Origin of the sequence: Enterococcus sp. ZJ1622 (genome assembly GCF_011038845.1) — a bacterium.
Classification (GTDB): domain Bacteria; phylum Bacillota; class Bacilli; order Lactobacillales; family Enterococcaceae; genus Enterococcus_B.
Genome location: NZ_JAAKDW010000005.1, coordinates 208,808 through 233,455 on the forward strand (window position 1 = coordinate 208,808; position 24,648 = coordinate 233,455).

At 40.0% G+C, this 24,648-nt stretch carries 22 protein-coding genes; 3 read left to right on the top strand and 19 right to left on the bottom strand.

What is annotated here, in order from left to right:
• Nucleotides 1–11: 11 nt before the first annotated feature.
• Entirely contained in the window at nucleotides 12–1,358 is a 1,347-nt protein-coding gene (locus tag G7Y42_RS06750; RefSeq protein WP_165004556.1) for a PTS transporter subunit EIIC, read from the bottom strand.
• Nucleotides 1,359–1,373: 15 nt separating this feature from the next.
• Nucleotides 1,374–3,581, bottom strand: coding sequence for a glycoside hydrolase family 3 N-terminal domain-containing protein (locus tag G7Y42_RS06755; RefSeq protein WP_165004554.1), 2,208 nt, complete (start codon nucleotides 3,579–3,581; stop codon nucleotides 1,374–1,376).
• A gap of 173 nt (nucleotides 3,582–3,754) precedes the next feature.
• On the opposite strand from G7Y42_RS06755, the gene G7Y42_RS06760 reads away from it, so the two are divergent.
• Together G7Y42_RS06760 and G7Y42_RS06765 are read left to right on the top strand one after the other, a co-directional pair.
• Nucleotides 3,755–4,927, top strand: coding sequence for a helix-turn-helix domain-containing protein (locus G7Y42_RS06760; protein WP_165004552.1), 1,173 nt, complete (start codon nucleotides 3,755–3,757; stop codon nucleotides 4,925–4,927).
• 95 nt (nucleotides 4,928–5,022) lie between these two features.
• Nucleotides 5,023–5,784, top strand: coding sequence for a LytTR family transcriptional regulator DNA-binding domain-containing protein (locus tag G7Y42_RS06765; RefSeq protein WP_165004549.1), 762 nt, complete (start codon nucleotides 5,023–5,025; stop codon nucleotides 5,782–5,784).
• A gap of 25 nt (nucleotides 5,785–5,809) precedes the next feature.
• On the opposite strand, the gene G7Y42_RS06770 is transcribed toward G7Y42_RS06765, so the two are convergent.
• The 11 genes from G7Y42_RS06770 to G7Y42_RS06820 all read right to left on the bottom strand — a co-directional run bounded on the left by G7Y42_RS06770 (nucleotide 5,810) and on the right by G7Y42_RS06820 (nucleotide 16,942).
• The gene (locus tag G7Y42_RS06770) at nucleotides 5,810–7,066 is read right to left on the bottom strand and encodes a GHKL domain-containing protein (RefSeq protein WP_165004547.1); all 1,257 of its coding nucleotides are present in this window, start codon (nucleotides 7,064–7,066) and stop codon (nucleotides 5,810–5,812) included.
• Between the two features lie 80 nt (nucleotides 7,067–7,146).
• Nucleotides 7,147–8,760, bottom strand: a complete 1,614-nt coding sequence (locus G7Y42_RS06775) for a hypothetical protein (RefSeq protein ID WP_346773681.1) — start codon at nucleotides 8,758–8,760, stop codon at nucleotides 7,147–7,149.
• Between the two features lie 127 nt (nucleotides 8,761–8,887).
• Nucleotides 8,888–9,904 (bottom strand): DUF916 and DUF3324 domain-containing protein, encoded by a 1,017-nt coding sequence (locus G7Y42_RS06780; RefSeq protein WP_206215440.1) that lies wholly within the window; start codon nucleotides 9,902–9,904, stop codon nucleotides 8,888–8,890.
• Between the two features lie 13 nt (nucleotides 9,905–9,917).
• Nucleotides 9,918–10,592 carry a WxL domain-containing protein gene (locus tag G7Y42_RS06785; RefSeq protein WP_165004542.1) on the bottom strand — a complete coding sequence of 225 codons (675 nt, stop codon included), beginning with the start codon at nucleotides 10,590–10,592 and terminating at the stop codon, nucleotides 9,918–9,920.
• Nucleotides 10,593–10,632: 40 nt separating this feature from the next.
• On the bottom strand, nucleotides 10,633–11,292 hold the full coding sequence (locus G7Y42_RS06790; RefSeq protein ID WP_165004540.1) for a WxL domain-containing protein: 660 nt from the start codon (nucleotides 11,290–11,292) through the stop codon (nucleotides 10,633–10,635).
• Complete coding sequence (locus G7Y42_RS06795; RefSeq protein WP_165004538.1) at nucleotides 11,289–11,567, bottom strand: LPXTG cell wall anchor domain-containing protein; 279 nt, start codon at nucleotides 11,565–11,567, stop codon at nucleotides 11,289–11,291. Before G7Y42_RS06795 ends, G7Y42_RS06790 begins: the two co-directional genes overlap by 4 nt.
• Nucleotides 11,568–11,863: 296 nt before the next feature.
• Nucleotides 11,864–12,763, bottom strand: coding sequence for a LysR family transcriptional regulator (locus tag G7Y42_RS06800; RefSeq protein ID WP_165004536.1), 900 nt, complete (start codon nucleotides 12,761–12,763; stop codon nucleotides 11,864–11,866).
• Nucleotides 12,764–12,915: 152 nt separating this feature from the next.
• A complete protein-coding gene (locus tag G7Y42_RS06805; protein ID WP_165004534.1) occupies nucleotides 12,916–14,337 on the bottom strand; it encodes a cation:dicarboxylase symporter family transporter in 1,422 nt (473 codons plus the stop codon).
• A gap of 12 nt (nucleotides 14,338–14,349) precedes the next feature.
• Nucleotides 14,350–15,684, bottom strand: a complete 1,335-nt coding sequence (locus G7Y42_RS06810) for a CoA-disulfide reductase (protein WP_165004532.1) — start codon at nucleotides 15,682–15,684, stop codon at nucleotides 14,350–14,352.
• Between the two features lie 241 nt (nucleotides 15,685–15,925).
• On the bottom strand, nucleotides 15,926–16,438 hold the full coding sequence (gene lepB / locus G7Y42_RS06815) for a signal peptidase I (protein ID WP_165004530.1): 513 nt from the start codon (nucleotides 16,436–16,438) through the stop codon (nucleotides 15,926–15,928).
• A gap of 132 nt (nucleotides 16,439–16,570) precedes the next feature.
• A complete protein-coding gene (locus G7Y42_RS06820; protein WP_165004528.1) occupies nucleotides 16,571–16,942 on the bottom strand; it encodes a MerR family transcriptional regulator in 372 nt (123 codons plus the stop codon).
• Between the two features lie 242 nt (nucleotides 16,943–17,184).
• Here G7Y42_RS06820 and G7Y42_RS06825 point away from each other — a divergent pair, with 242 nt between their 5' ends.
• Complete coding sequence (locus G7Y42_RS06825) at nucleotides 17,185–17,385, top strand: hypothetical protein (RefSeq protein ID WP_165004526.1); 201 nt, start codon at nucleotides 17,185–17,187, stop codon at nucleotides 17,383–17,385.
• Nucleotides 17,386–17,544: 159 nt separating this feature from the next.
• On the opposite strand, the gene G7Y42_RS06830 is transcribed toward G7Y42_RS06825, so the two are convergent.
• The 6 genes from G7Y42_RS06830 to G7Y42_RS06855 form a co-directional block, all read right to left on the bottom strand.
• Nucleotides 17,545–19,629: a hypothetical protein gene (locus G7Y42_RS06830; RefSeq protein ID WP_165004524.1), complete on the bottom strand. Its 2,085-nt coding sequence runs from the start codon at nucleotides 19,627–19,629 to the stop codon at nucleotides 17,545–17,547.
• Nucleotides 19,622–19,948, bottom strand: a complete 327-nt coding sequence (locus G7Y42_RS06835; protein WP_165004522.1) for a hypothetical protein — start codon at nucleotides 19,946–19,948, stop codon at nucleotides 19,622–19,624. Before G7Y42_RS06835 ends, G7Y42_RS06830 begins: the two co-directional genes overlap by 8 nt.
• A 16-nt stretch (nucleotides 19,949–19,964) precedes the next feature.
• Nucleotides 19,965–21,002 (bottom strand): DUF916 and DUF3324 domain-containing protein, encoded by a 1,038-nt coding sequence (locus tag G7Y42_RS06840; protein ID WP_165004520.1) that lies wholly within the window; start codon nucleotides 21,000–21,002, stop codon nucleotides 19,965–19,967.
• On the bottom strand, nucleotides 20,989–21,687 hold the full coding sequence (locus G7Y42_RS06845) for a WxL domain-containing protein (protein ID WP_165004518.1): 699 nt from the start codon (nucleotides 21,685–21,687) through the stop codon (nucleotides 20,989–20,991). The genes G7Y42_RS06840 and G7Y42_RS06845 overlap by 14 nt, the downstream gene beginning before the upstream one ends.
• Nucleotides 21,688–21,893: 206 nt before the next feature.
• Nucleotides 21,894–23,354 (bottom strand): helix-turn-helix domain-containing protein, encoded by a 1,461-nt coding sequence (locus G7Y42_RS06850; RefSeq protein ID WP_165004516.1) that lies wholly within the window; start codon nucleotides 23,352–23,354, stop codon nucleotides 21,894–21,896.
• 315 nt (nucleotides 23,355–23,669) lie between these two features.
• The gene (locus G7Y42_RS06855; protein WP_165004514.1) at nucleotides 23,670–24,512 is read right to left on the bottom strand and encodes a CPBP family intramembrane glutamic endopeptidase; all 843 of its coding nucleotides are present in this window, start codon (nucleotides 24,510–24,512) and stop codon (nucleotides 23,670–23,672) included.
• Between the last annotated feature and the right edge of the window lie 136 nt (nucleotides 24,513–24,648).

A 24,648-nucleotide genomic window follows, 5' to 3' on the forward strand; every position in this document is an offset into this window, starting at 1 on the left:
TTTCTCCTTTTTCAAGCTTCGATCTTAGCATTGATGATTTTGTCTGTTCTTGTTTCTTCATTTTGCTTTTCCAATGCTGCTTCTAATTCAGCTTCTCGCTTATCTGCAATCTTGATAAACGGATACCACATCACGATACCAATAGTCATACAAATCACCATCAAAATCGTATAATTGATTCCTCCAGACAGTGGCATCTTGATAAATGTCGGTGTTGTCCATGGCAACAGAGACATCGTCGGATTCAGTGAAATCGGCAGGATTGTTGTAGCTAATCCCCACGTCACGAATCCTGCGATCAGTTGGGTAAAGATCTGAGGGATAAAGAAAATCGGGTTCAAAATGATCGGCATCCCGAACATCAACGGTTCTGTCACATTGAATAGTGAAGGGACAAAAGACAATTTGCCTAATTGACGCATTTTCTCAGATTTGCATCGTATCATGAAGAAAGTGACAAATCCCATGAAGCCAGAAGCATACATTCCCATGTAAATAACAGAAGGAACTAGATAAGGCAATGCTTCGCCTTGTTGAAACGCAGCAATATTCCCAACAACCATTGTCATACTGATGGCGCCTAATGGTCCTTGGAGTACCGCGTTATGGATACCGAAGAACCACAAAACAGCTAAAAGTTCCATGATAATGATGATCGACCATGGACTAGCAACTAATGAATTCAAAGGAGCATTGATTACATCGATAAAAAATTGAAAAATCGTTCCGGATTCTGTAAATCCAAATAACACACGTAACGCAAACACCACCACAAAAATGATTGTCACAACAAATACTGGCGATAAAGATTGTGTGACCATTGGCGGAACACTGTCAGGTAATTTGATCATCAGATTTCTTTTAGTCAAGAAAGCATAGAAACGAGTAATCAGTAAAGCGACTAACATTCCGATAAACAAACCTTGTCCGCCTAAATAATCAAGTTTCAAAGCGCCCACCGCTTGTTCCACTGCTTTCCCGTCTTGTGTAATGGTGGTCATCACTGTTTGTGGCATCAGCATAATGAAACTTGCTAAAGAAATAATTGACGCATTCCTTTCATTTGTTCCCAGCTGTTTGGCATAGGAAAATGCCAAACTATAGACGACATACAATGAAAAGACACCTGTCGCACCATTTGTAATGGCTTCCACATGAGGGAAGATCCCGATATTTTTCAAAAAATCGATCCAACCCGGAAACGGAAAATTCCCAATGATCGTAATAAAGGCGATCCCCAACGTAATCGGGCTTGTTCGGATAAATCCCTCCATCAGGGCTGCAAGTACTTTGTTTTTTTGTAATTTTTCTGACATTGGCAGCAATCGGCTGCTTAAAAGCTGTTCTAATTTTTCCATCTTTCTTCTCCTTTTTTATAATTGGATTGTAAGAAAATCTTCTGTATTGACCGTGCTCAAACAAAAAACAAATTCGCCGGGTTCAAACTGTTTCTTCCCGTCATTGTCATAAAATGACAATTCTTGTTTTGACAAGATGTAATCGACCATCTTCTTTTCATTGGCAGTTAAAAAAATTCGTTGGCTCCCAACTAACCGTTTGACTGGCTGTACGATTGAAGCTGTTTGATCCTTTACATAAATATGGAGCACTGTTTCTAGCTCTATTGAAGAAAGATTTGTTAGGTCGTACGTCAACAGAAGTGTGTCATTTTCTTTTTCTTCGATAGACGTCCATCTCCCCTCCACGTTCCCATATCCGTTTCCTGTCCCAAAGGAAAACAATGGTTCATTGGACTCGTCGATATATTTTGAAACAAAGCGAGTAGAATGCGTACTAGTACTTAAAGGCCGGCCTGTGGAGCTATGTGCATAATAGATTGGAAGCTGACCTTCGCTTCGAGGAAACGTCATACTCAGTCGACCACTTGGCGAAACTTTTCCTGCTAATACGTTCGCGATTCCGATTCCGCCCATCGTTCCTGGATACCATACCAGTAACAGGCTTGAAAAATAAGGTTCGATTTCTGTCAGAACTAAAGGTCTCCCAGTGTATAACACGCCAACGATTGGTTTATTCAACTGAGCTAATTCTTTAATCAATTTCATTTGGTTCTCAGGCAGAGTCAGCTTTGCTTTAGAGGCTCCCTCGCCGCTTTCTAAGAATTGTTCTCCGATCGTCAATACGATGATATCGGAAGCTGATGCTTTATCTATTGCTTCTTTAAGCAAATACTCTTCTTCTTCGATTGTGCCATTCAGCTTCTCGATCCCCTCTTTTAAGGGACCAAAAGACTCATACGAAGGAAATAGATTGAACCCTTTTGAAAAATTCAATTGTTCTTTTCCGAAATGCTGTTCCATTCCTTCTTTCAAAGTAATGCTGTCCTGTGGTTTCCCGCTGACCGATGCCCAGAATCCGATAGTCAGTTTGCTTTCACCGTATGGCCCGATTACTGCGATTTTCTGCTCTTTTTTCAAGGGTAAAGTTTCATCATTCTTTAACAGCACACAGCTTTTTTCGACTAATCGAGTGGCTGTCTCTTTTGCTTCTTCGGTCAGGATCTCGCCGGTATTTTCTTCTTCAAGTCCGCGATACGGATGTTCAAATAAACCTAATTTGTTTTTCAGCAACAAGATCCGCCAGACTGCTTCATCCAACAGTTCAAGTATCCGCGCATCTTTTTCGATCAGTTTCTCCAAGGAATTCGCGTATACGGAAGTCATCATATCGAAGTCTACCCCTGCTTCCAGTGCCCTTTTAGCTGATTCCTCCTGATTTTTTGTATAGCCATGCGCTTGCAGTTCTTCCACAGCAGCGTAATCAGAAACAAGTACGCCTTCGAAACCGAAACGATCACGCAAAATATCGCGATTCAACCAGCGATTTCCTGTAGACGGTACCCCATTCAATACATTAAAAGCAGTCATCATCAGTAAACAATTCGCTTCAATCGCTGCTTGATAAGGAGGCAGATATTCATTGAACAATCGCTGGTTCGACATATCGACTGTATTATATTCACGACCAGCTTCTGGTGCGCCATAGCCTGCAAAATGTTTGATACAAGCGCCCACATGGTTTTTTCCTAGGAAATCGTGAAGCTCTCCCTGATATCCCGCTACTACTTGCTTGGCAAATTCTTTGGCTGTATACACATCTTCGCCGGGGGATTCCATGACACGTCCCCAGCGAGGATCTCTGACTAGATCGAGCATAGGGGAAAACAAGACATGTAATCCATTTAAATAACTTTCTTTTGCAGTCGTTTGTGCCGCTTTTCTAATCAGTTCAAAATCATATGACCCAGCTTGTGCTAATGGAATCGGAAAAATGGTTCTGAAACCGTAAATAACATCCGACATAAATAGTAAGGGAATTTTCCTCGTACTTTTTTCCATGATTTTTTGCTGGATTTTTTTTAGTTTTTTCGGATCGTTCACATTATAGATTGACCCGACCTGACTCAGATCAAAATCTTCTGGAAAGCCTAGTTCTTTAGTTGGTCCAGTATTCATGACATCACTTTCTACGAACAAATCCCCATTCAGTTGAACCGTTTGCGCGATTTTTTCCTTGATCGTCAAGGAATCGGCAAGTTGCTTCAGTTTTTTTTCATTCATATTTTTCTCCTTTGCAACCGTTTTTATAAATTGATTATAGCGATAAAAAAAATACCGTTATACAAAAAAAGAAGTGTTTGTATAAAGATAGAAGAAAAACATTTAAAAAAACGGATATTCAATCTTTCCTTTTTGAGATACAATAAAAGAAAGGACAGTTAGGAGGAATAAAAATGGACCAATCTGCCATCATTAAATTAATGGATCTGCTTTATAAAAAATATTTGATTCCTATGATTCTGTTCGATTCTTCCAACAATCCCTGTCACCCAAAAATAACATGGGATACCCAACCTGCCCTGACAAAATTCATTGTTCCTGCTGCGGACAGACCTGTCCTTTTGTTCAATGATTTTCCTTTTATGTATGCCGTTTTGAATATCCATACTGGAAGTCAGTCGTTTTCTTTGCTTGTTGGTCCTTGCGGTTTGATCGGCCAAGCACCCGACCGTTTCGTTTTCCATTCCCATGCGTATCATTATGGTATCCACTATACCAAAGAAACCATTGCTGCCTTTGAAGAATTCGTCCAGCTTCTCCATACTATTTTCACCCATGAGATTTTACAAAAGGATGCCCTCCACTGGATCTATCAAAAGGAGACCCATCAGCATAAAACGACTGACCACCGAATCGAAGAAAGTCTGTATGATAGAAGAATGCAGGAAGCGACTTTTGATTCGTATCAGTTTGAATTGCGGTATACCGAGTATATCAAGAGAAATCAGCCGGAAAAGATCGATTGGCTCTTCAAAAAAATGCAAGAGACTTATCAAGTCGAGTTGGCTGGCAACGAATTAGAAGGACTGAAATTGAAATTTTCAGCTTTTGTTGCTATTTTGACACGTATCAGCATCGATGAAGGCGTCCCGATCAATCAGGCTTTCAGCTTATCTGACGCCTTGATCCAAGGACTGTTTCGCATCCATTCTGCCGACGAATGGCATACTTATATGAAAGAAGCCACTTACCGGTTCATGAAGCTGATCCATCAGCAGCCACTTGCAGGTAAATCCATGCTGGTCAAACAGCTCATCAATTATATCGATAGTCATGTGTATGAACGAGTAACGGTCGAAGAATTAGCAGGATATTGTGACAAACATAAAACACATCTGTCTGCTTTGTTCAAAAAAGAAATGGGGCAAACAATCCATTCTTATATCCAAGAACGCAAGATCAATGAAAGCAAACACCTGCTGCTATTTACCGACAAAAGCTATAAAGAAATCAGTATGCTTCTTTCTTTTGCTAGCCAGAGCCATTTTATCCAAGTGTTCAAGAAAACAGCCGGAGTGACACCTCGTGAATACCGGAGCCAGCATTATGCACATTCCATCCATTGATAAAAAGCGAAAGATTCTGTCTGAGAAAAGAATGAATCCATACGATGAAATCTGTTATACTATTTATGAAAAGTATGTTTTAGGGGAATCGGACAATGAAAATCTATTACATTGAAGACAATTTGTTCCATCAAGAATTATTTAAAAAAGAACTTCAGAAACATGAACAGCTCCGATCGATCGAAATCCATGTATTTCCTAGCGATAAACTGGAAACGATTTATAGGAATCTAGAAACGTTTTCGATTTCTTCCTCAGATTTTTTTATTATCGATATCGATTTGAAAACACTTCACAGCGGGATCGATTTTGCCCAGAAGATCCGTACGATCAACAAAAATTGTTATATTATCTTCTTATCCAATGACAGTTCGAGAGGGCTGGAAATCATCAACAGGCAGATCCGTCCAGATCGTTACCTGGATAAATCTGATTTCGTGGACGTATTCAATCAAATCGAGGAGATCCTACAAAAAAAAATGGCGAACAGGAAACAGAATGCCTCGATCGTCGAACTGCAGGGAGCTGCAAAAGTATTTTTGGTCGATCCTGACGAGGTCAACTATATCGCGACCGTCAATGGCTCTCGTTCTACATTAGAATATTGTGGTGTCCAAGAAAATTTCATCATCCACGACAAGATGAAAAACATCAAGCAAAAATTTAAACCTTACCATTATTTCAATGAGCTGAAAAGCTACTCGATCAATCCATTCAACATAAAAAATATCGACAAACAGATGATGGAAGTCAATTTTAAAAATGGTGAATCCCTTTTTCTCAGCTCGACCAGTATCAAAAAGCTGATGAATCACATTGAGATGCTGAAACAAAAAACACTGAACGATTTTTTTTAAAAGTCGTTCAGCTTCGTTTTTTTGTTCAGCTTTCATTTTTCTTCTTCTCGGCAATGACAAGTTCTAATTCAAAGACTTCTAATTTTTTGATATATCGGATTTCATAATTCACATTCGTGTATCTCTCAGCTAATTTCGCGAAATTATACAGCCCTAAGCCACCTTCTTTTTTGGCAGAGGTGCCTCTTTTCAGGATATCAGCTAAACTAGTACCAGTCATATCAGCTGGGTTGCTGATCTTGAAAGAGAAAGCTTCTTCTGTTTGATTCAATACGATGGCAATGGGCACAGTACTTTTTTTCACGGAATAATGCTCCAACGAATTGTTCAAAGCGATCGAAAGCAGCCGAAGCATATCGATATAATCGATATTCACTTGAAGGATCGGATTCAGCACTTGGATATCATACGCGATTTCCTGCTGGTCCGCACGCTCCATAAAGTCATAAAACAAGCCTCTGATCGCTGGTTCGGCAATCCGTTTCAACGGATTATGTCGCGCATCATTAATCATTTCTAAGGAGTATTCTTTTAGATGGTGCAATAGCCGCACCGACTCTTCTTGCTCCTTGTTCTTCAAACTATATTCCAACGCAGAGATATAGTTCAAATAATCATGACGGAATTCATCTAGTTTTGCATAATATTCTTCCGTCTCTTTTTTGTCCTTCAAATATGGTGCTAATGCATTGATCTTTTTTTGATAAATGATAAATAAAATAAACAGCAATGTGTAGCTTAAATTGAACAATAAAGTGATCGCTGATGTCAAAAGATAATCGAAGCTATAAAAGCCGATACTTTCATGGAATGAATAGAGCACAAAAAAAAGAATCGTCGACAGTATCGTTATCCTTTTCATTTTCTTCGTATATCCTCTGAAATAATCGAAAAGATGATATTTTTTATCCAGCATCCGCATCCACCAGTACAAAGCCGTGACCAAGATCAGTTCTATGATTGAATTCATCCCAAGATCGTACAATCCGAAATACCTTGGGATGTCATAGGCGACAAAAAACGCAAGCCCAATGACATTCATCAAAAAGTTCAGCAATAATACGGTCAAATATGGATTGACCACGATACGATATAAAAAATAACCTTGGAACAGATAAAGAGCGATCAAAAAAAAGAGGGTATACTTTGGAACAAAAAGATTAACGACAAACATCCCCAAATAAAGTACTGTGAATTTTCTTTTTTCTTTTCTAGGAAACAATACATATAGACCAATCAACAGATTTAAATAGACAACAATAATAAAAATAATCGAATTCATGTGACCCCTAACTTCCTTTTTCTTTTATCATAGCAAAAGAAAAGAAGGAAAAACAATTGCGTGTCTCTCCTTCTTCTTATTTATGGTGCTGTGACGATCGTCCATTCTAATTCTGAACGATATTCTCCCGCATAGGCACCTGAGGCGACAGATAGATCAAACTGATGTGCTGTATCTTGTTGTAAGGAATAATCAGTTGACGTATCTTGTACCATTGGCAGTGCGGTTGGAGTATTCATTGTAATTGGCAGGTTTCCGCCATTGTTTTGAAAGCTCAGCTGTGCGGAGAGCTCTCTTCTTCCATCTGAAAACGGAGCAAGCTGTTTGACCGTCAATTCCCAGCCGCCACGATTGCCTGTGGTGTCTTCCACGGTCACGGCAACAGGAGATTGGGTAGCCGCATGTTGGGTGTTTCCTGAAATAATCAGATTTTGAAACTGAATTTCCGGGTCGATTTGTTTGAATCGCACCGCTCCCTCATTTAGCATAATGACAAATTTTCGGCTATCAGAAAGCTGACCTTCTGTATCTTTTGCATAGATTTCGACTTGGTTTTCTCCAAGTTTCAAGTTGCTGAGAGGCAGTTCTTTTGTAAAATCGATCCAAGTGTCTTTTGAGCTATTTATCAGATTATCAGCTAGTACGCCCTCTTGCCCGTTGAGCTTATAAAAAAGACACACTGCATTGCTGTCTTTATCTTTCCATTGCCCTGTGATCGGTAATGTATGATCAGCTGGAACAACAGGGACAGAGGCGTTCTCAATCGGATCTAAAAGCTTGATTTCAGGTGGTACAACTGTTTGTACTAAAGTAATCACTGCATCATCTTCTGCTACTTGGCCATTGCTGTCAGAAAGCTTGATATGGATATTGTTCGTGCCGATATTGCCCACATTTTTCAGATCAATCGGGATTTCGAATGTCCCGTCTTCCTTGAAACTGTCGTCCGGGATCGGCAACTCTTTCCCATCTACTGTCAGTACAGGATGGATATCATCTTTTGCCCCTGCCCATGAACCAGTCAGTGTCGTCTGATAAGAAGAGTCGTCTATGATGTCGATCTTTTTGTTTTTAGTCGCTTCGTCAAATGAGACCCCTAGATCCTGAATGCTTGGCATAGACGTGGTCAAGAAATGATCCCAATCAAAATCATCAGCGTTACTGTCATAAACAGCGGCATGAAGCATGAATTTATCATTCTTCAATGCTTCTTCTGTCACCGTCGCTTTATAGCTTAGAATGACTTTAGAACCTTTTGTAACTAATACTTTTGATAAGGCATATTCATCCTCATATGGCCCATCGTCATATTCATTGGTGATGGGAATTTCTGTCATTCGACCGTCATAAGTCAGCGGATCACCGTGTTCATAGTTAGCTAACAAATTAAAGGCCGCCAATAGATTATTGTGTAATTCTTTAGTTGTTTCGACAAATCTCCCAGTATCTTGTATTCCTGCAACTTCATATTTGAATTCAGGCTCTCCCTGTAGTTGCAATCCTTGTGTCTTATCAGGAAACAGCACGAACACAGAAGATTGCTTAAACTGATCGGGCAAAACACCATCGTCTAGCTTTTCTAAAGTGGTCGTCACAGTTACCGTATCCCCGACAGCTGTATAATGTGGGGAATGATCTTTTTTGTAAGAAATTGATGCTTTGACATGCCCACCAAGAATCGGCCCCTCGCTCACTTCTGTATAATCTGCTGCTGAAACCTCAATAGAATGAAAACAGATACTTCCTAATACACAAATAAAAAACAAACTTAATATATATAACTTATTTAGTGGCTGGCTCCATTTCACTTGAAAGACTCACCTACTTTTTTTGTTTAAGTAATTTGTAACTTAAAAATGCGATGATCAGTAGAAGCAGGAGACCAACGACGAGGATGATTGGTAGATAGTCCGTACCTTTGTCTTCTGTGACTGCTTCCTGATTGATTTTCTTTGCTTTTTCTGATTTGATGGTGAAATCAGTGGATAGATGCCATGTTTTATGATGGTTTCCTTCTTGCGCATCGATCGTCACTGTGTAATCTCCTGCAGCGATCTTGTCTTTTTGCAAGCTGATCGGAAAATCAAAGTTGGTATTAGGCGCAATAGACATATTTTCTTTTTTTGTTTCGTATAATACGTCCTTTGAGCCCTTTTTAGTGATCTTCGCATCAAATTTCACTTTACTGATGATCCCAGGTGTCGGGTTTTGAACATTGGCAAAGACAGTCGTATAGGAATTTTGCAAACCTGCTTTGGCAAAATTCAGTTTTAGTTCTGGTGCAACAGATTCCGTATCATTTTGTAGCTTCACACCGATCACATACGCATATTTGTTACGGATCGCTGTACCTTCCGTTTTTTCACTGATATCATCTTTTTTACTGATATGGATGCCGCCAAGAATCATGCCTTTGAAAGTTTCTTTCGGCATATTTATTTTGAAGGTGACATCCTTTGCTTCCCCAGCTTGTAATTCGACTTCTTGATTTTTCGGTGTTACTAGCTGATTTAATACATATTTAGCAGAAGGATCTTTCTTCAGATCTGTTTGGCCATAATCGATGACGCCGTTGCTATTAGTTGCCGCATTATTGACATCGACATCAAAAACTGCTTTTTCTTTTGCCGAATTTGCTAAATGGATCGAGATTTCTTCCTGCTGATCGGGCTGTAATTGCAGATCAAAATAAGAAACATCTTTATTTTTTTGAAATTCTGGAAGATTGGCGCTGACGCTGTATGCTGATTCGTTTGAATCAGCATGCGTCATTAATGGCAAAGCGATCATACTCAATAAACCAAAAGCCGCAACAAACAATGATTTCAGTTTGTTCATTTTCTTCTCCATCCTATTCAGTAGGACCTGCTGTTAGTGTCCATGTGATCGTTGCTGTGTATTCTTTTGCTTCAGCAGAACCTGAAGGAACTTGTAATTGTATTTTATTATTGTTTCCTTGCGTTCCTTGGAAAATATCTACCCATGTTCCTTGTCCTTTCAAGCTGTCAGCAGTCATTACTGGTTTTGCTTCCGTATTGTCGAAAGTCACATCGTGTGCTTCTGGGCTTGCACTAGTGTTATCTAAAGTAGTTTGTGTTTCTCCGCCTTTAAATGAAAGTACCGCACCTTTTAGTTCTGAGTGATCTTCAGCAGTGAATTTAGAAGTTGCTGCTGTCAGTGTCCAGCCACCTTCTACCCCGCGTTTATCGGTGATTTGGACATTGGCTTCTGCATTTTCTGCATTGTATACTTGTTCACTTGCTGAGATTTCTTGTGTACCGAAAGTGATGTCGGATACATGGTCGATAGACAATGGGCCATGATCGCCTGTTCCGTTATCGTCCGGGTCATCAGGGACCAATGGATGAACTGGATCATCATTTCCTCCAGTAAAAGCGATCTTTGCAGTAGATGTGGTAGCATCTTTCGCTGGTGCTGTTTCATCTGCGTGTACATTCAATGTGCTTAATAATGAGCTTGATAGCAATGCAGTGGCTGCTAATGTATAGAATACCTGTTTTTTCATCGTTGTTATTCTCTCCTTATTCGTTCGTGATCAATTTGGATTAAGCTGGTGCGTCTGACAAAGTCCAGACAAGTGTTGCTGTATAATCGCCAACGAGATTTCCTGAAGGGACTTTCAGAGATACATTTTCGGTGGTCATTTCATCTGCCCATGTCCCTAAACCTGTATTCGCAGCAGCAGTCATGATATTTTGCGCTTGGCCATTTACAATTACCTCATTTGCCACAGGTAAAGCAGATTGGTTTCCTTCTGCTGTGGCGGTCGTTCCAGCTGGTAAAGTAAGTTCTGCCCCGTTTAGCGTTTTTTCTCCTGAAGTGAATCCTTTATCTGTTTCGTAATTTACTTGCAAGTTCCAGCCAGCGCCTGTTCCTCGCAGATCTGAAACTTGTGCTTCTGTACGAAGTGCCGGTTTTTGTGCCGCATAGTTCTCTGTTTTTCCAGAAATCGTATGTTGCCCGAAATCAATGTTTGAAATATAGTCGATACGCAAGTCACCTGTATTATTGGTTGGGTCATTTGAAGCAGGATTATCGTCTGGATCGATTGGGCCGATTGGATCTACTGGATGGTCTGGATCTTGTTTTGCCAAACCGATTTTTGCTTGGCTCGTGCCGTTCAAATCATCTGCGTGTACAGATAATGCTCCTCCTGCTAAGATCGTTGTGCTGATAAGTGCTGCTGCGAAAATTGTTTTTTTCATTTTCTCTGTCCTTTCTTTTTTTCATATATCACAAAACATACGCTGAGACTGAGTAAGACCAGCCCGCTTCCTGTGATGAATACCTCTGATTTTTCATTGGTTTGAGGAAGGTTCTTTGGTCTGGATCGATTTTCAGATTGTTTGGTTGATTCATCTGTTTGTGGAATACTTCCTTCAAATTTGATTCCAACACTGCTTTTTTCGGTAGAAGCCTCTACTTTCTGATCAAAAGCTGTGGCATGAAAAATAAATATAATAGCAAATAATAATGCCACGCTTTGCCTAAGCCTTTTCATTCGATTCCCCCCATCATCTTGTCTATCCTCAAAACGCCAAAATTAAAATCTCGATTTCTTTAGAATCATTACAATCCAGAACAAAGGCTATTATAAACAAACAGTTCTATTCATTTTTTATTTTGTAAGCGCTATTTAATAAAGTTATGCATTTTTTACTGCTGAACACAAAAAAACTGGAATGCTATCGCATCCCAGCTTTATCTTTGTTCTTGCTATCGAATGAATGATGTCAATATTGAGTATATGGTACGAAATACGAATTTTCCTTTTATTCATACACGTTTCTTATTATTGGGAAAAGCTTCTTGAAAACGTCGAATCAGCTCATGGACTGCTGGTGACAATACTCTGTTTTTCTTCCAAACCATCACGCAGTTTGTTTCAATCGCAGGTTCAAGTGGCAGAAATTTCAGGCTTTCCCGTTCATGATTTGCTATTGCCCCTTCGATAGTAACAGCTGATCCTACTCGATTCTCTACTAAAGCAAACACATTGAAAATCAGGTTGAAGGTACCTACGATAGACAATTCACTGTTATCTGTCCCAAGCCATCCAGCGACCATCTCCTGTACCTCAGGGCGTCTGGAGATCAATAGCGGGACACCGGTTAGATCTTCTTTCACTAATCTTTCTTTTTGTGCTAAAAAAGATTCTTTCGAGACAAGGAGTCCCCATCTCTCCTTTCGAGGTAAGATGATCTTTTCGTACTTTTCGGTAGCAATCGGTTCTAGGAGTATGGCTAAATCAACAAGCCCTTTTTCCAACCGATCCGTGATATCATCACTAGTTCCACTATGGATATGGAAGTGGACTTGAGGATAATCACTGACAAGTTCTTCCAGCATCATGGCTAACGTATCCGAATTGTCTGCTTCGACACAGCCGATCGATAGATTCCCGCTGAATAACTGCTTTCGCTGATTTTCAAATTCTTGCGTAGTCTGTTCTGTCAATACTAGAATTTCTTCTGCACGGCTTTTTAAGAAACGGCCGGCAGCGGTAAGTACCATCTTGCGGTTTTCCCGCACAAATAGCTCTGTCCCTAATTCCTCTTCCAGTTCTTTCAATTGTCGACTCAAGGTGGGTTGTGTGACATGCAGGACTTCAGCAGCTCGTGAAATCGTTTCTTCCTCTGCGATCGTCCAGAAGTATTTTAACAAACGTAATTCCATTCGTTTCTCCTTATGGTTTTTATTTGTTATTATATACCTTTTCTTTCCTTATTTCAGTGGATTGCATTTTTTGTCATCTACTGCTTTCACACAAAAAAATAGCTGATCTCGATCGATCAAAGCTTTCTGATCGTCGAAACCAGCTAATTCATCTATTCATCTCGATCATTTTTTTGAGAAATCGGTTGACTGAATGCTTCTTTATCAAACGTGCCTTCCCATTTGTCGACCATGATCGCTGACACCATCGCACCAGCTACATTCAGCATGGTTCTACCCATATCGATGATCGGGTCGATCCCAAAAATCGCCCCAATGCTTGAGATCGTATGACCATAACCTAAGCCATTCAAGGTGACTGTTGCTGCCACAGTCGCAGTCCCCGGCACACCGGCAATCCCGATCGAACCAATAGTCACAACCATCACAACAAGGATGTAAAATGAAACATTCATTTCTGCTCCAACTGCAGATCCCATCAGTATACCTAGCATCGCTGGAAACACACCGGCACAACCATTCATCCCGATGGCTGTCCCTAACGTTGCTACAAAATTCGAGGTTTCTTTAGAAACGCCCAGATCCTCTTCCAGTGTTTTCAAGGTGTATGGCAATGTCCCCACACTGGAGCGAGAAGAAAAGGCGAAAAGCAAAGTCGTAAACGCTTTTTTATAGAAAATGACCGGATTCACCCCCATTGCAAGCAAGAGGAGGATATAAACCACTAACATCAGCAAAACGCCTGTATAAAGCGCGGCAATGAAACTGATCATTCCCATGATCGATTGAAGCCCTCGAGAAATAATGGTATTGCTCACTAAAGCAATCACCCCATAAGGCATCAATTTGATCACATTTGTCAGTACGGAATTGACCGTCACTTTCATCGAATCAAGAATCGTGACGAAGGGAGCAACTTGTTCCGGCTTTTTCACTTGTAAAAATCGTATCGCACTAGCAAACATCGCGGCAATGATCACAACGGAAACGATACTTCCATTATCGCCCATCGCACTCAAAATATTGTTAGGGATAAGATTCAAAAAAAACTCCGGGAAACTCTGAGAAGCGATATTGCTCATATTTTCTAGTCGATCAGCAGCTAAGTCACCTGCAAAATCTGATCCATTCAGTTGAAAAAGTTTCACTACTGCGATCCCTAACAATGCAGATATCGCCGTCGTACCAAGAAGTGCGGCAAATGTTTTGCTAGTCAGGTGTTTCAACCGTTCGCCTTTCACTTCGATCACTACTTTGATAATGGATAAGAACACTACCGGAATCGCCAGCAATTGGACCAATTTCAAGAATCCTGTGCCGAATAAAGAATACCATGCAGAAATCTCTGTTCGTGCATAATCGATATAAACAGAATTTTCAGCACCAAGCCAGTCAATAAAAATGCCAATAATCAATCCGAGAAATAAAGCAACCATCATCCGTTTTGAAAAACTCGTTTTCTTGTCCTTCATGACCTTCATTCCATACAGTGAAACAATCAATAAAGCCAGTGCACTGAGCGTGAACAAACTGCTGATTTTCAAAAACTGTGTAAAAAAAGGCGCATCAATCATGTTATCCTCTCCTTATTTTGCTGTATTTGCTGCGACATTGATGGCTTCCCATGTAGAGGAAAATGGCGGAGCATAGGCAAAGTCGACAAATCCCAGTTCTTTCGTGGTCAGCTTTCCATGGATCGCCGCAGCTAGGCCGGTCGCCCGAAGAACCGTCTCATTTTTTCCAAAGAGCTGTGCACCGTATAAAACAAAGCTTTTGGCGTCATAAACCAATTTGATCATTATTTTTTCCTGCACTGTATAATAATTCGAGTGGTTCGCTACCTCGATACAGGTCGTTTTACAATGAAAACCATATTGTTCTGCCATACGCTCTGTGAGTCCTGTGCTTGCCGCTTCATAAGCACCTGCTTTGATGGCACTGCTCCCCAAAGTACCTACGTATTTTTCCATCTCTGTTTCTGCCGCAACAAGATTGATGCCGACGATCCTGCCCATTTTGTTCGCCCCTGTTGCCAATGGGAGATAATGATCTCCGAGTAGCCGGTGAGGAATAGAAGCACAATCTCCGGCTGCAAAAACATCTTTTTGTGAAGTCCTTCCGAATGGATCGATTCTGATCGCACCATTTTCTAATGTTTCAATGTCATTGCTCACCAATTCTGTATTTGGACGAAAACCAACTGCGAGAATCACTGCATCAGCAAGATAGTTTCCTTTATTCGTTTGGACAGAGACCACTTCTTCTTCACTCGTTTCGAAGTTATCCACGTGCTCTTCTAGATGGATATGTATCCCTTCCTTTTCCATCGCTTCTTTCAGTTTTTCTGAAAATTCTGGATCAAAGGTCTGACTCATTATCGCCGGTTTTGCTTCGATGATTCGGACGTCTGTTCCAAGACTTGCCAACCGATCAGCTACCTCTATACCGATGAAGCCACCTCCCACTACAACAATCTTACGATAATCCGTCAGTCGTTCTTTCAACTCGCGTACGCGATCCAGCCGAGTGATCGTATACACATTTCCTGCATTTGCTCCATCGATTCTCGGGATGATCGGCTTTGCCCCAGTCGCTAACATCAGTTTGTCATAAGGGATCACTTTTTCTTCCTTCGTTTCTAACTCTCTGACATGTACTTGCTTGCTGGAAAAATCGATCTTGCTCGCTTGGCAGCCTAACAATAAATGGATCCCAGCTTTTTTTATCTGTTCAGGGGTACGAGCGAACATTTCATTCTCATCTTCGAACTGCCCTCCTAAATAATACGGTAACCCGCATGCACCAAATGACACATAGTTTTCTTTTTCGATAACGGTTACATTTGCTGCTTTATTCATTCGTTTTGCTTTTGCAGCTGCACTCATCCCGGCAGCGATTCCACCAATGATGACGATTTCCAAAAAAATCCCTCCTTTCGTCTGTTGTTTCGTGTTTACTCGTTCTAGGCAAAAGAAACCACTTACATTCAAAAATTATCACACTAAGAAAACGCAGTCAATCTATAATCTACGTTTTTTAATTTCCGTTTAATCTTTATCAAACAAGACACAAATAAAAACAAAACGTTATTTAAAATAACTTAAATACAAATAAAACAGCTGGTTGATTGTTCCAACTGTTTTATTTCTTCGTATTCTTTGATTAAAAATACTGCAGTAAATAAGCAAACCAGAGTTTACCTGTCAACTGCTCCATAGCGATTGGTCCGAACTCACGACTATCTCTGGAATTCAGACGATTGTCTCCTAGCACAAAAAAATGATTTTCTGGTATAATTATGTTTTTTTCAGTTCGTTCTCCCAGAAAATCGGCTGATTCTGGATAGGCGATCAGATATGATTCGCTGACTGCTTTTCCATTGATTGTCACCAGATTTCTTGAAAAACAGAGTTCATCACCTGGAAGTCCAATGACCCGTTTGATGTAGTTTCTCTCACCGGCAGTGAACGTCACGATGTCCCCGTAATCGATCGTATAGCCTTGCTTAAGGACGAATGCCCGACTTCCTGGGCTTAGCGTCGGCTGCATAGAACGACCTTCCACTTTGACTGGATGGACAAAAAAGAAACGTCCACCTAAAACTAATACAGCAAGCACATACCAAAACAGATATCGGTTGATTTGGATAATGTTCCCTACTTTTCTTTTTCCCATTCGGCTTATCTCTCCTCTTTTATAAGAAGCCACAGATATATGTCCATTTTTATAATCAGCTTAACATAATCCAATGAAAAAAAATCAACTCAATTTATGTATACCCTTAGACAAAATATAAATTTTTATGGTTCAAAGAAACGTTTTCCCCTCTGCTAGGATCTGATCATAATTCGTGATTTTTTTCTGTAGACGATCCAGACATTCTTGCATCTCTTTGATTTTTTCTGTCAAGATCTCCTTTTCACCGACCAGCAGATTCCGGCGCGCTCCTATCGTCTTGTCTCCTTCACTGAACAAGCGGTTGTATTCGATCAGCGATTCAATGGATAACCCTGCATTTCGCATACAGATCGTAAAATCGACGCGTTTCAGATCTTCTTCTGTGTAGTCACGGATACCGCCTTTCGTCCGATGAACTGGAGGGATCAGCCCGATCCGTTCGTAATAGCGCAAAGTATCTGCTGAAATCCCTTTTTCTTCACTTACTTGCTTGATATTCATCATTCCACCCATTTCTGTTATTCATTAGCCGAGATAAGTATACTCCAAAAAAAGAAGTCATGAAAGCTAGGTTTTAACAGATATAAAATAAAAGGATGGCGGCTGTTCATGTTCCAGTGCGATTCTCTCGGATATTTGCTGAATGTAAAAAAAGAAAGAAAAAAGAAAAGCAATACTTCTTTTTTTCTATTTTCATTCGCATAAACTAGAACTGAAAGCAAACTTGAAAGGAGAAATCCATCATGAAAAAGAAGTTGGTTCAACGCCGCTGGTCTTTAGTTGTCGCTATTTTACTTACGATTGGCGGGTTTTATTATTTGATGGCGGGAGAGCGAACTTCTGCTGAGATCATCGTTCCTGCTTATCAGCTGGGCAAAATCATCGTTACAGTCTTAGTTCCACTGTTTTTTTATGTCTTTGCTTTTTTTCCGGATAAGAATTAGTTTTTTCTTGGATAAGTTGTGAGAAGTTGTTTTTCGGATGCATACGAAGCATAAAAAAACGTAGTCGCATAGCTGGTTTCTAAAAGTGAGCTGCTCGACTTTTCCAGCATCGCTACGCGGCTACTGCTTTTTTATTCTAGATAATTACACAAGAATTACTTACACAGGCGCATCTTCCAGAGTCCAGACTAAGGTTCCCTCATAAGAGCCAGATTCATCTGAAGGATGGAGTTTCAACTGGATTTTATCGGGAGAATCTAGCTGTGCATTTCCCGATCCTTCCCAAATCGACTGGTCAGCATCAGTCAATATAGTAGTCTTTCCTTGGATAACAAATTCCAGCGGACTTAATTGGAAGTTCCTAGTATTTGTCAGTGGTTTTTCTTCTCTTACTTTTATTGTCCATTTGCTTGGGGCGGACTGATCTATTGCTTCGATCTGTATTTCTTTTTGATTGGTTGCCTCGATTTCTTTTTCATTGGCAGGAATTTCTTGCACCCCGAAGTTCAATCGTTCCGGCAGCAGCAGTTTAGGGCTGTGGTCAATAAGGATACGTCTTTTTTCTTCTTGCGACTGACGCCCCAGATCACTTTTCAGATAAAAAGAAACTTCGTGTCCGATCCATTCATCTGGTACACGGAAATCCAGATGACCTTCTGCCTGTGTCTCTTCGTTATCATAACTTTTGATTTCTTGTTCCTGACCATGACATTTTGCAAACAAATGGACTGGCTCTCGCTCCTCATGAGAAAATGAAAAATCTAGTTTTGCTTTCTTTGAAAAACGTGAGATGATCCAGGGATTTTCCTTGTTTTTCAGCACAAAAGTCAAAGGAAGAATGCGCCGATACCGATGCATGATCGTCTGCTCTTTCGGAAGAAACTGTCCTTGATCTGCATTTTTTTCATTTTTCAGCGGAATATAGCCAGGGATGTCTGGATACTCCTCGGTAAAATCAAAGGCAGTAGTCAAGACCCCATTCTTTTCTACTGGACTTAGTAATGAATTTTTTTCTTCATCTTCAAATATTACTTTTGCTTTCCCCATATAATTCACTAAAGTTTGTCCACTTGTTTCATCAATGGATCGTCCATCCAACATCGTTTGTACACGAAACGGTAAAGTCAGCTGTCCTGCAGAAATCTGTGCTTCATCGACTGGATGCTGGTCCCCTATCCATTTCAAATAGACATGATACTGTAATACTGTATCGTACAAACGCCCATCAGATGGATCTTTAGCAGAGATTACAAGGTTCTCCTCTCTACTCTCGCTAGTGAAAAGATCAGTCAGATCATCTCCATTGAAATTCGTTACTTTTATCTTTTCAGGCATGTATTGTCTAGTTTGCTCAATTTGTGCTAGATGAAAAGAAACCTGTACCGCCGTAGCTTTTTTCCATTGGCTTACATCGGGAATCGTTTGATATGCTTTTACGTAGACACCTTGATCCGCTGTTTCGAAAGTCGAATCTTCCGCATAGGCTGGCGGAAATTCCGGTTTAGCTAAAAACTCAGTCCGATAATCGATAGAAGAAGGCGTACTGTCATTATTGTGGACCATAAACATGATTTTCGAGATCGGATTTGTTGCTATTTCAAAATTCTGTCTTGGATCATACCACGGAATGCCCACTGTCACATTTTTATAGTACCCCCAATAATCATCTCCTCCACCATCCCAGATATCATAAAGGATATTGGTAGGATTGTTTGCATACAGATATTTGATTACTGTACTAGGTTTTTGAAATCCAATGTATTTGTTGTGGTTCATTCCATAATAATTAAAAGCTGTTTCGACCGTCATCGGCTTTCCTTGACTATCCAAAAAATCATATGTCACGACCATTTCACCTGAGATCTCAATACTTAGAAAATAATCTTTGGTAAAGTATATTGAACCTCCATCTAAGTTGCTCTTATTTCTTTTGAGTGTTACTTTCAGATTTACTTCCTTCCCCTTATAGAACCCTACTTTTTTGATCAATGCACTACTGACACTAGTTTGTCTGTCGACCGTGATGATATCTGATTTCACATTCCCTTCGATCGGTTCGACAGTTGTCTGTTCACCATATCGCATGAGAAACGTATTTTCAGCCGGCGTCGACGTTTGGTTCGTCCATCGGAAATATCCTAGATCTGTGAGTGGTCGAAGCGCTGCATCTGCTTTTACAGGCGTCAAACAAGAAATCCCCAACCATACGAAGGCCAAAAGAAGGACTTGACTGAACTTACCCATATTCATCCCTCCTTCGTGAACGAACATTTCTAGCGGAATAAAAAACGCCAACTATCACTACGACACAGATTCCTGAGAACATAAATTGCTGATGTGTTTCTGCCGTTTTTGGCAAAGCTTGTTCCTCTGTCTCAGTAGAGGATTCTTTAAACGGTTGGTCTTCTGCTATTTCCACTTTATTCATCGGAACAAGGACAGGTTTGTTTGCTGGATAGAAAGTAATCCCTACTTCGCTAGTTGTTTGTTCCTCTGCCAAAGCATGGATTGGGAATGAGCACGCAAAGAAAAGCAGTCCGATCCATGCAGCTACTCGATTCATTTGACCGCCTCCATTCTCAATTTCTTTCTTTCCTCAGACGTGAAATATACCAGATCAATCCTAAAATAATGAGTAAAAACAAACCGATCAATAGATACATCAATGTGTTGGATGTCTTCGTTTCTTTCTTCACTTTTACTGCTTCTTTATTTAATTTTTCATCATTTCCTGCAATTTTGAATTCCTTCTTGAGTTGCCATTCTTTTCCTGAAGTATCTGTCAGCTGGATCGTCAATTCATACGTTCCCTTTTTCAACGGTTCATCTTCCCAATTGATTGGTAACTTGAATTTGCTTCTAGGAGCAATAGTTATCGTTTTTGATACTTTGTGCAAGCTTTCCGACTGTCTTTTTTTTGTCACTTCAGCTTCCATCTTCAGTTGGCTCATGAGTATCGGCTGTGGATTTTCTAAAGTAGCAAATACAGTCAAATAGCCATTTGCCAGTCCAGGCTGGACGTTTGTCAAAGAGAATGAGGGCTCAATTTTCTTATCATTACAGGTCAGCTTGGCCCCGATTGTATACGCAAATTTATTCGTCAAAGCGAATCCTGACGTTTTTTTATTTTGTCCTTTCTCATTTTCATAGCAATAAAATCCGCCTAATACCGTACCATCGAATCCTTTCTCCGGAATAGTTAGTTGAAAGATGACTTGCTTCTCTTCGCTCGGCGCCAACATAACTGTTTGCGGTTGAGAGACTATCTCTTCAAAAGACGGACTTCCTAATAGCTTTTCACCGTGTTTGGAATAATCCAATACACCATTTTGATTGGTGACTGCGTTGTTTGCTTCCACTTTGACTTCAATTTGTTTCTCACTTGTATTTCTTAGCTGGATCGCCAGCTCTTGCTTTGCACCCGGCTGTACGTTCAAGTCATAGTAACTCGCATCTGAAACCTGATTGTCAGGTAATATTGCTTCTGCATCAAAGGAAACTTTGTTTTGTTCTGCTTCTGCTCGAGCAGGAGAACTGAATAATACTAACAGAAGCAAGCTGCTAAAAAAGACAGGAAAGCAGTATCCCCATCTCCTTGCTAATTCATGCAGGTGCATCAGACAACATCCAAGTCAGCTCTGCGGTATAGCTTTGCGCTTCTACTCCTGCTCGTGGTACGTGAAGCTTCACCTGTTCATTGTTCCCGTCTGTACCTTCAAAAACAGCGGCAAAGGCTCCTGCTCCTTGCCCTTCTTTTGCCAGCATGATCATTTGCGGATCCTTGTTTAATGTATAAGTACCATCTGTTCCCTCAGCTAAAGTCGGTGCTTCGGACTGATTGTTTTTTGTAGTGACTTTTCCATTAGTGAGTGATAATTGGGCACCTTTCAATTCATGTTTATTTTCAGTACCGATAAATGGAGAGATAGAGACACTTAACGACCAGCCTTTTGCCCCGCCTCGTGTATCGTTGACTTGCACATGTGGTTTTTTGTTAAGCGCGAAGTAATCAGCATCACCTTGTTTGATTTCTTGCTGTCCGAATGTGATATTAGAAGCGTACGGGATAGATAAAGAACCGACATCCCCAGTACCTGAGTTATCATCATGTGTGTCGTCCGGCACGATTGGTTCAACGTCTCCTCCAGAGCCAGGCTTCAATATGATATCTGTTGTTGTATTTGTCTTATTTGTATTCGCTGTACCATTCTGATTTCCCGAATCTTCTGCAAACACACTTGTTCCTGATACGCTTAGCGCCAGCAAACTTAGCGTGGCTGTTGCAACTACTTGCTTTTTCATTTTAAAATCCCTCCTAAATAATAATTGGTATAAATCAACCAACGCTAATTTTTACACGCGTGTCCCCCTTTTTCTAGTGTAAAAAAATTCCTTATCGTAGAAAAAAATTAATAATAAAGACGTCAAAATGTAAAAAGAGGATGCGACAAAACTCTTGTCGCACCCTCCCATTTTTCGAAGGAATGGTACTGATAGCTAGAAGGCAATCATACCCTTTCAGTTGTTATTCGGTAAAGAAGCGCTTCTAGCTGCCGCCAGTTTCGCTCCGTTGGGATGTTCTTCATTAGAAGCAGCGGTTTGTCCTTCGTATCTAAGTAATAATTGGAGATGACTAGATCAACTTCTTCGATTTTTGTTTGATAATCATAAAATGCTAATAAATATGATTTGCCAAAATATGCATGGATCTTATTCATCAGCCACAGACGATGGGTATGGTGCAAATCGTCTTGAATAAGTATTTTCACCGGTTTTTGGGCATTCAGCAACAGATCATAATAATCAAGAATATAATAATAATCCAAAAATAACTGTTCCCAATTTTTCAATAATATAGAGACCTGTTTATCTGCCGTACTTATTAGTCTTTTTTTGAACTGTTCGATTCTTTGATATACTTGAGGCGTTTCTTCTCTCATTTCTTTTACATAAGAACGGTTGAAGAATAGATCAGTATTTCCGAAAAAAAGCGCACTTCGTTCATGAAAAGCGATAAAATTAAAAACAAGTTCCGGATCCTCGGTATCCAGCAGATAGCCAAATTCCTCCTCAACTGTTATTTTCAGATTCATCAATGCGCGAAACATCGTACTGTTTCTTCTTCTATGAACGTCTCCATGACTATTCTCGTACTTCTGGTTTCCATCAATGATCCCAAAAGAATAGATAACCTGGTAAAGAAAATAAGATTCACTTATGTCAAAATCAAGACTGCTTGCCTTTAGCCACTGATTTATGAAAGAAAAATAAGGATCCTCTCTGATGACGCTTTTTTGGTCCTCATTGATAGTTACTTTGAAAAAACGACTTCTTTCGATCGTGATCACTAACCAGTAAGAAAAGCTTCTCTTTTGTAAAGGGTCCAATCTGACTTCATAGATGGCTTCAAAGCAGTTTAAATAATCTGCGATTTCCCTCTGACTTGTTTGAAAAGGCCAATCACCACTACGCGCGGAATTCCAGTAAAAATAATAATAAAAACTTCGAATACTGCTTTCCTCTGCTTCGATGGTTAGTTGATAAGGATGAAAAAGCATTTGGTAGCGGGCAAAGTATTTTACTAACAATTTTGCATAACGAAATACGGTGGATACGCTGGTAAACTGTTCTTTTGCATAAGCTTCTAAATTTTTTTCGGGATTCTTATACATATAATCAATCAACTGATAATTATATGAGCTTCGATAAAAATGGAGATAAATGGTGTAGATAGGGAAATTCTCATGTTTTTCCAAAAAAAAGCGTTTGTTACCTTCGTTTTTCAGCACGATTTTTCCATGATACTGTTGAAACAGTTCCTCCATCTCCGATAAATAATTCAAGACGGATTTTGCCGACACACCTAATTCATTTTGGAGTTCTTCAATGGAACACCATTGATCCCGTTCAAGTAGAAAGTGAAGCATGGTGATCTTTTTCTGAGAAGTTTTCGTTAAAAATGTTTCCATCTCATTTCCTCCCTCGAAGTGATTTAACGATTTTTCTTCTGCCCTCTGACTACCACTTTTAGAATAGCAGAAAACATGATTACTGCATAAAAAGACTATTTATAAAGCAATCATCTTTTTATTCACTTTTTTTCTTTTTATTTCCTAACCTATTGTGAGACAACAAAATCTATTTTAATATGTATTTAGAAAATAACAGTCCAAAAAACGAAGTCCGCTAACTGACCAAAAACCAGGAATATTTCTCTCTTGGTTTTCTGCTCATCTGCTTACTCCGCTTATCATTTATTAAGCAGCTCACTACGCATCTCACTGTCATTTTTCCACCTGCAACGGCTCGCCGAACTGCTTTCTCCTTGGCCATAACCAAACAAAGAGGATAACCACTGCAATCAGGGAAACCGTCATACTCATATAATCGATGGAGCTATGATAGATTGTTTGGAACACGATTCCTTCGCTTTCCGGTACAGAAGCTGCCAGTCCAAAAACATCGGCCATAAAAAAATTATACGCCCCATGAGCAGCCGCAGCAGTCCATGTGTTTGAAAAAGCGACTCTCATTAAAGCAAAAGCAAGCCCTGTAAGAAAATAATCCAATAAATTGATCGTAAAACCCCCAGCGTTGCTCAAATGCATCAGCATGAAAAACAGGCTACTGATGAGAATACCCCAAAAAAGCGAGGTTCGCTTGGCGACTCCTCCTAATACGAACCCTCTAGAGACCACTTCTTCTTGGGTCCCTTGTGCTAAGTAGAAGACAGCAGCGGTCAATACTTGTGACCATGAAGTTCGTGCCACTATCAAAGAAAAATCTGCCCCGTCAAACAAAACATAACCTGCAGTCATCAAAGCGACTAACACAGCCCCAATCAAGTACCCAGTAAAGAATTTTTTGAAAAATCCTTTTAGCGAAAAACCTAAAATCCTTGTATCTTTATAAATCCATTTCGCAAGTAAGACAAAAAGAAAACTGATCAATGCAAAAATACAGACATCAATGATTAGACTGACAAGTTTATTTCCTTGGAGATGAGGAAACCATTCTTCATAAAAAACAGATTCAAACCCGCTAGAAGCAAGTAACCCTACAAATACCACAAAAAAACCAAGTAACGGCGGCACTAATACATCTACCGCTTTGTTCACAACCCGCATATATTTTCCTCCTTTTCCCTTTATTTTTAGTTTAGGGAACGATTATTATAAAGTAAAGAAATAGCATCTATTCATCCTTATGATTCTCAAGAACATTAGACACACTTATTTTCTATTTTACCTATCTCCGCTATTT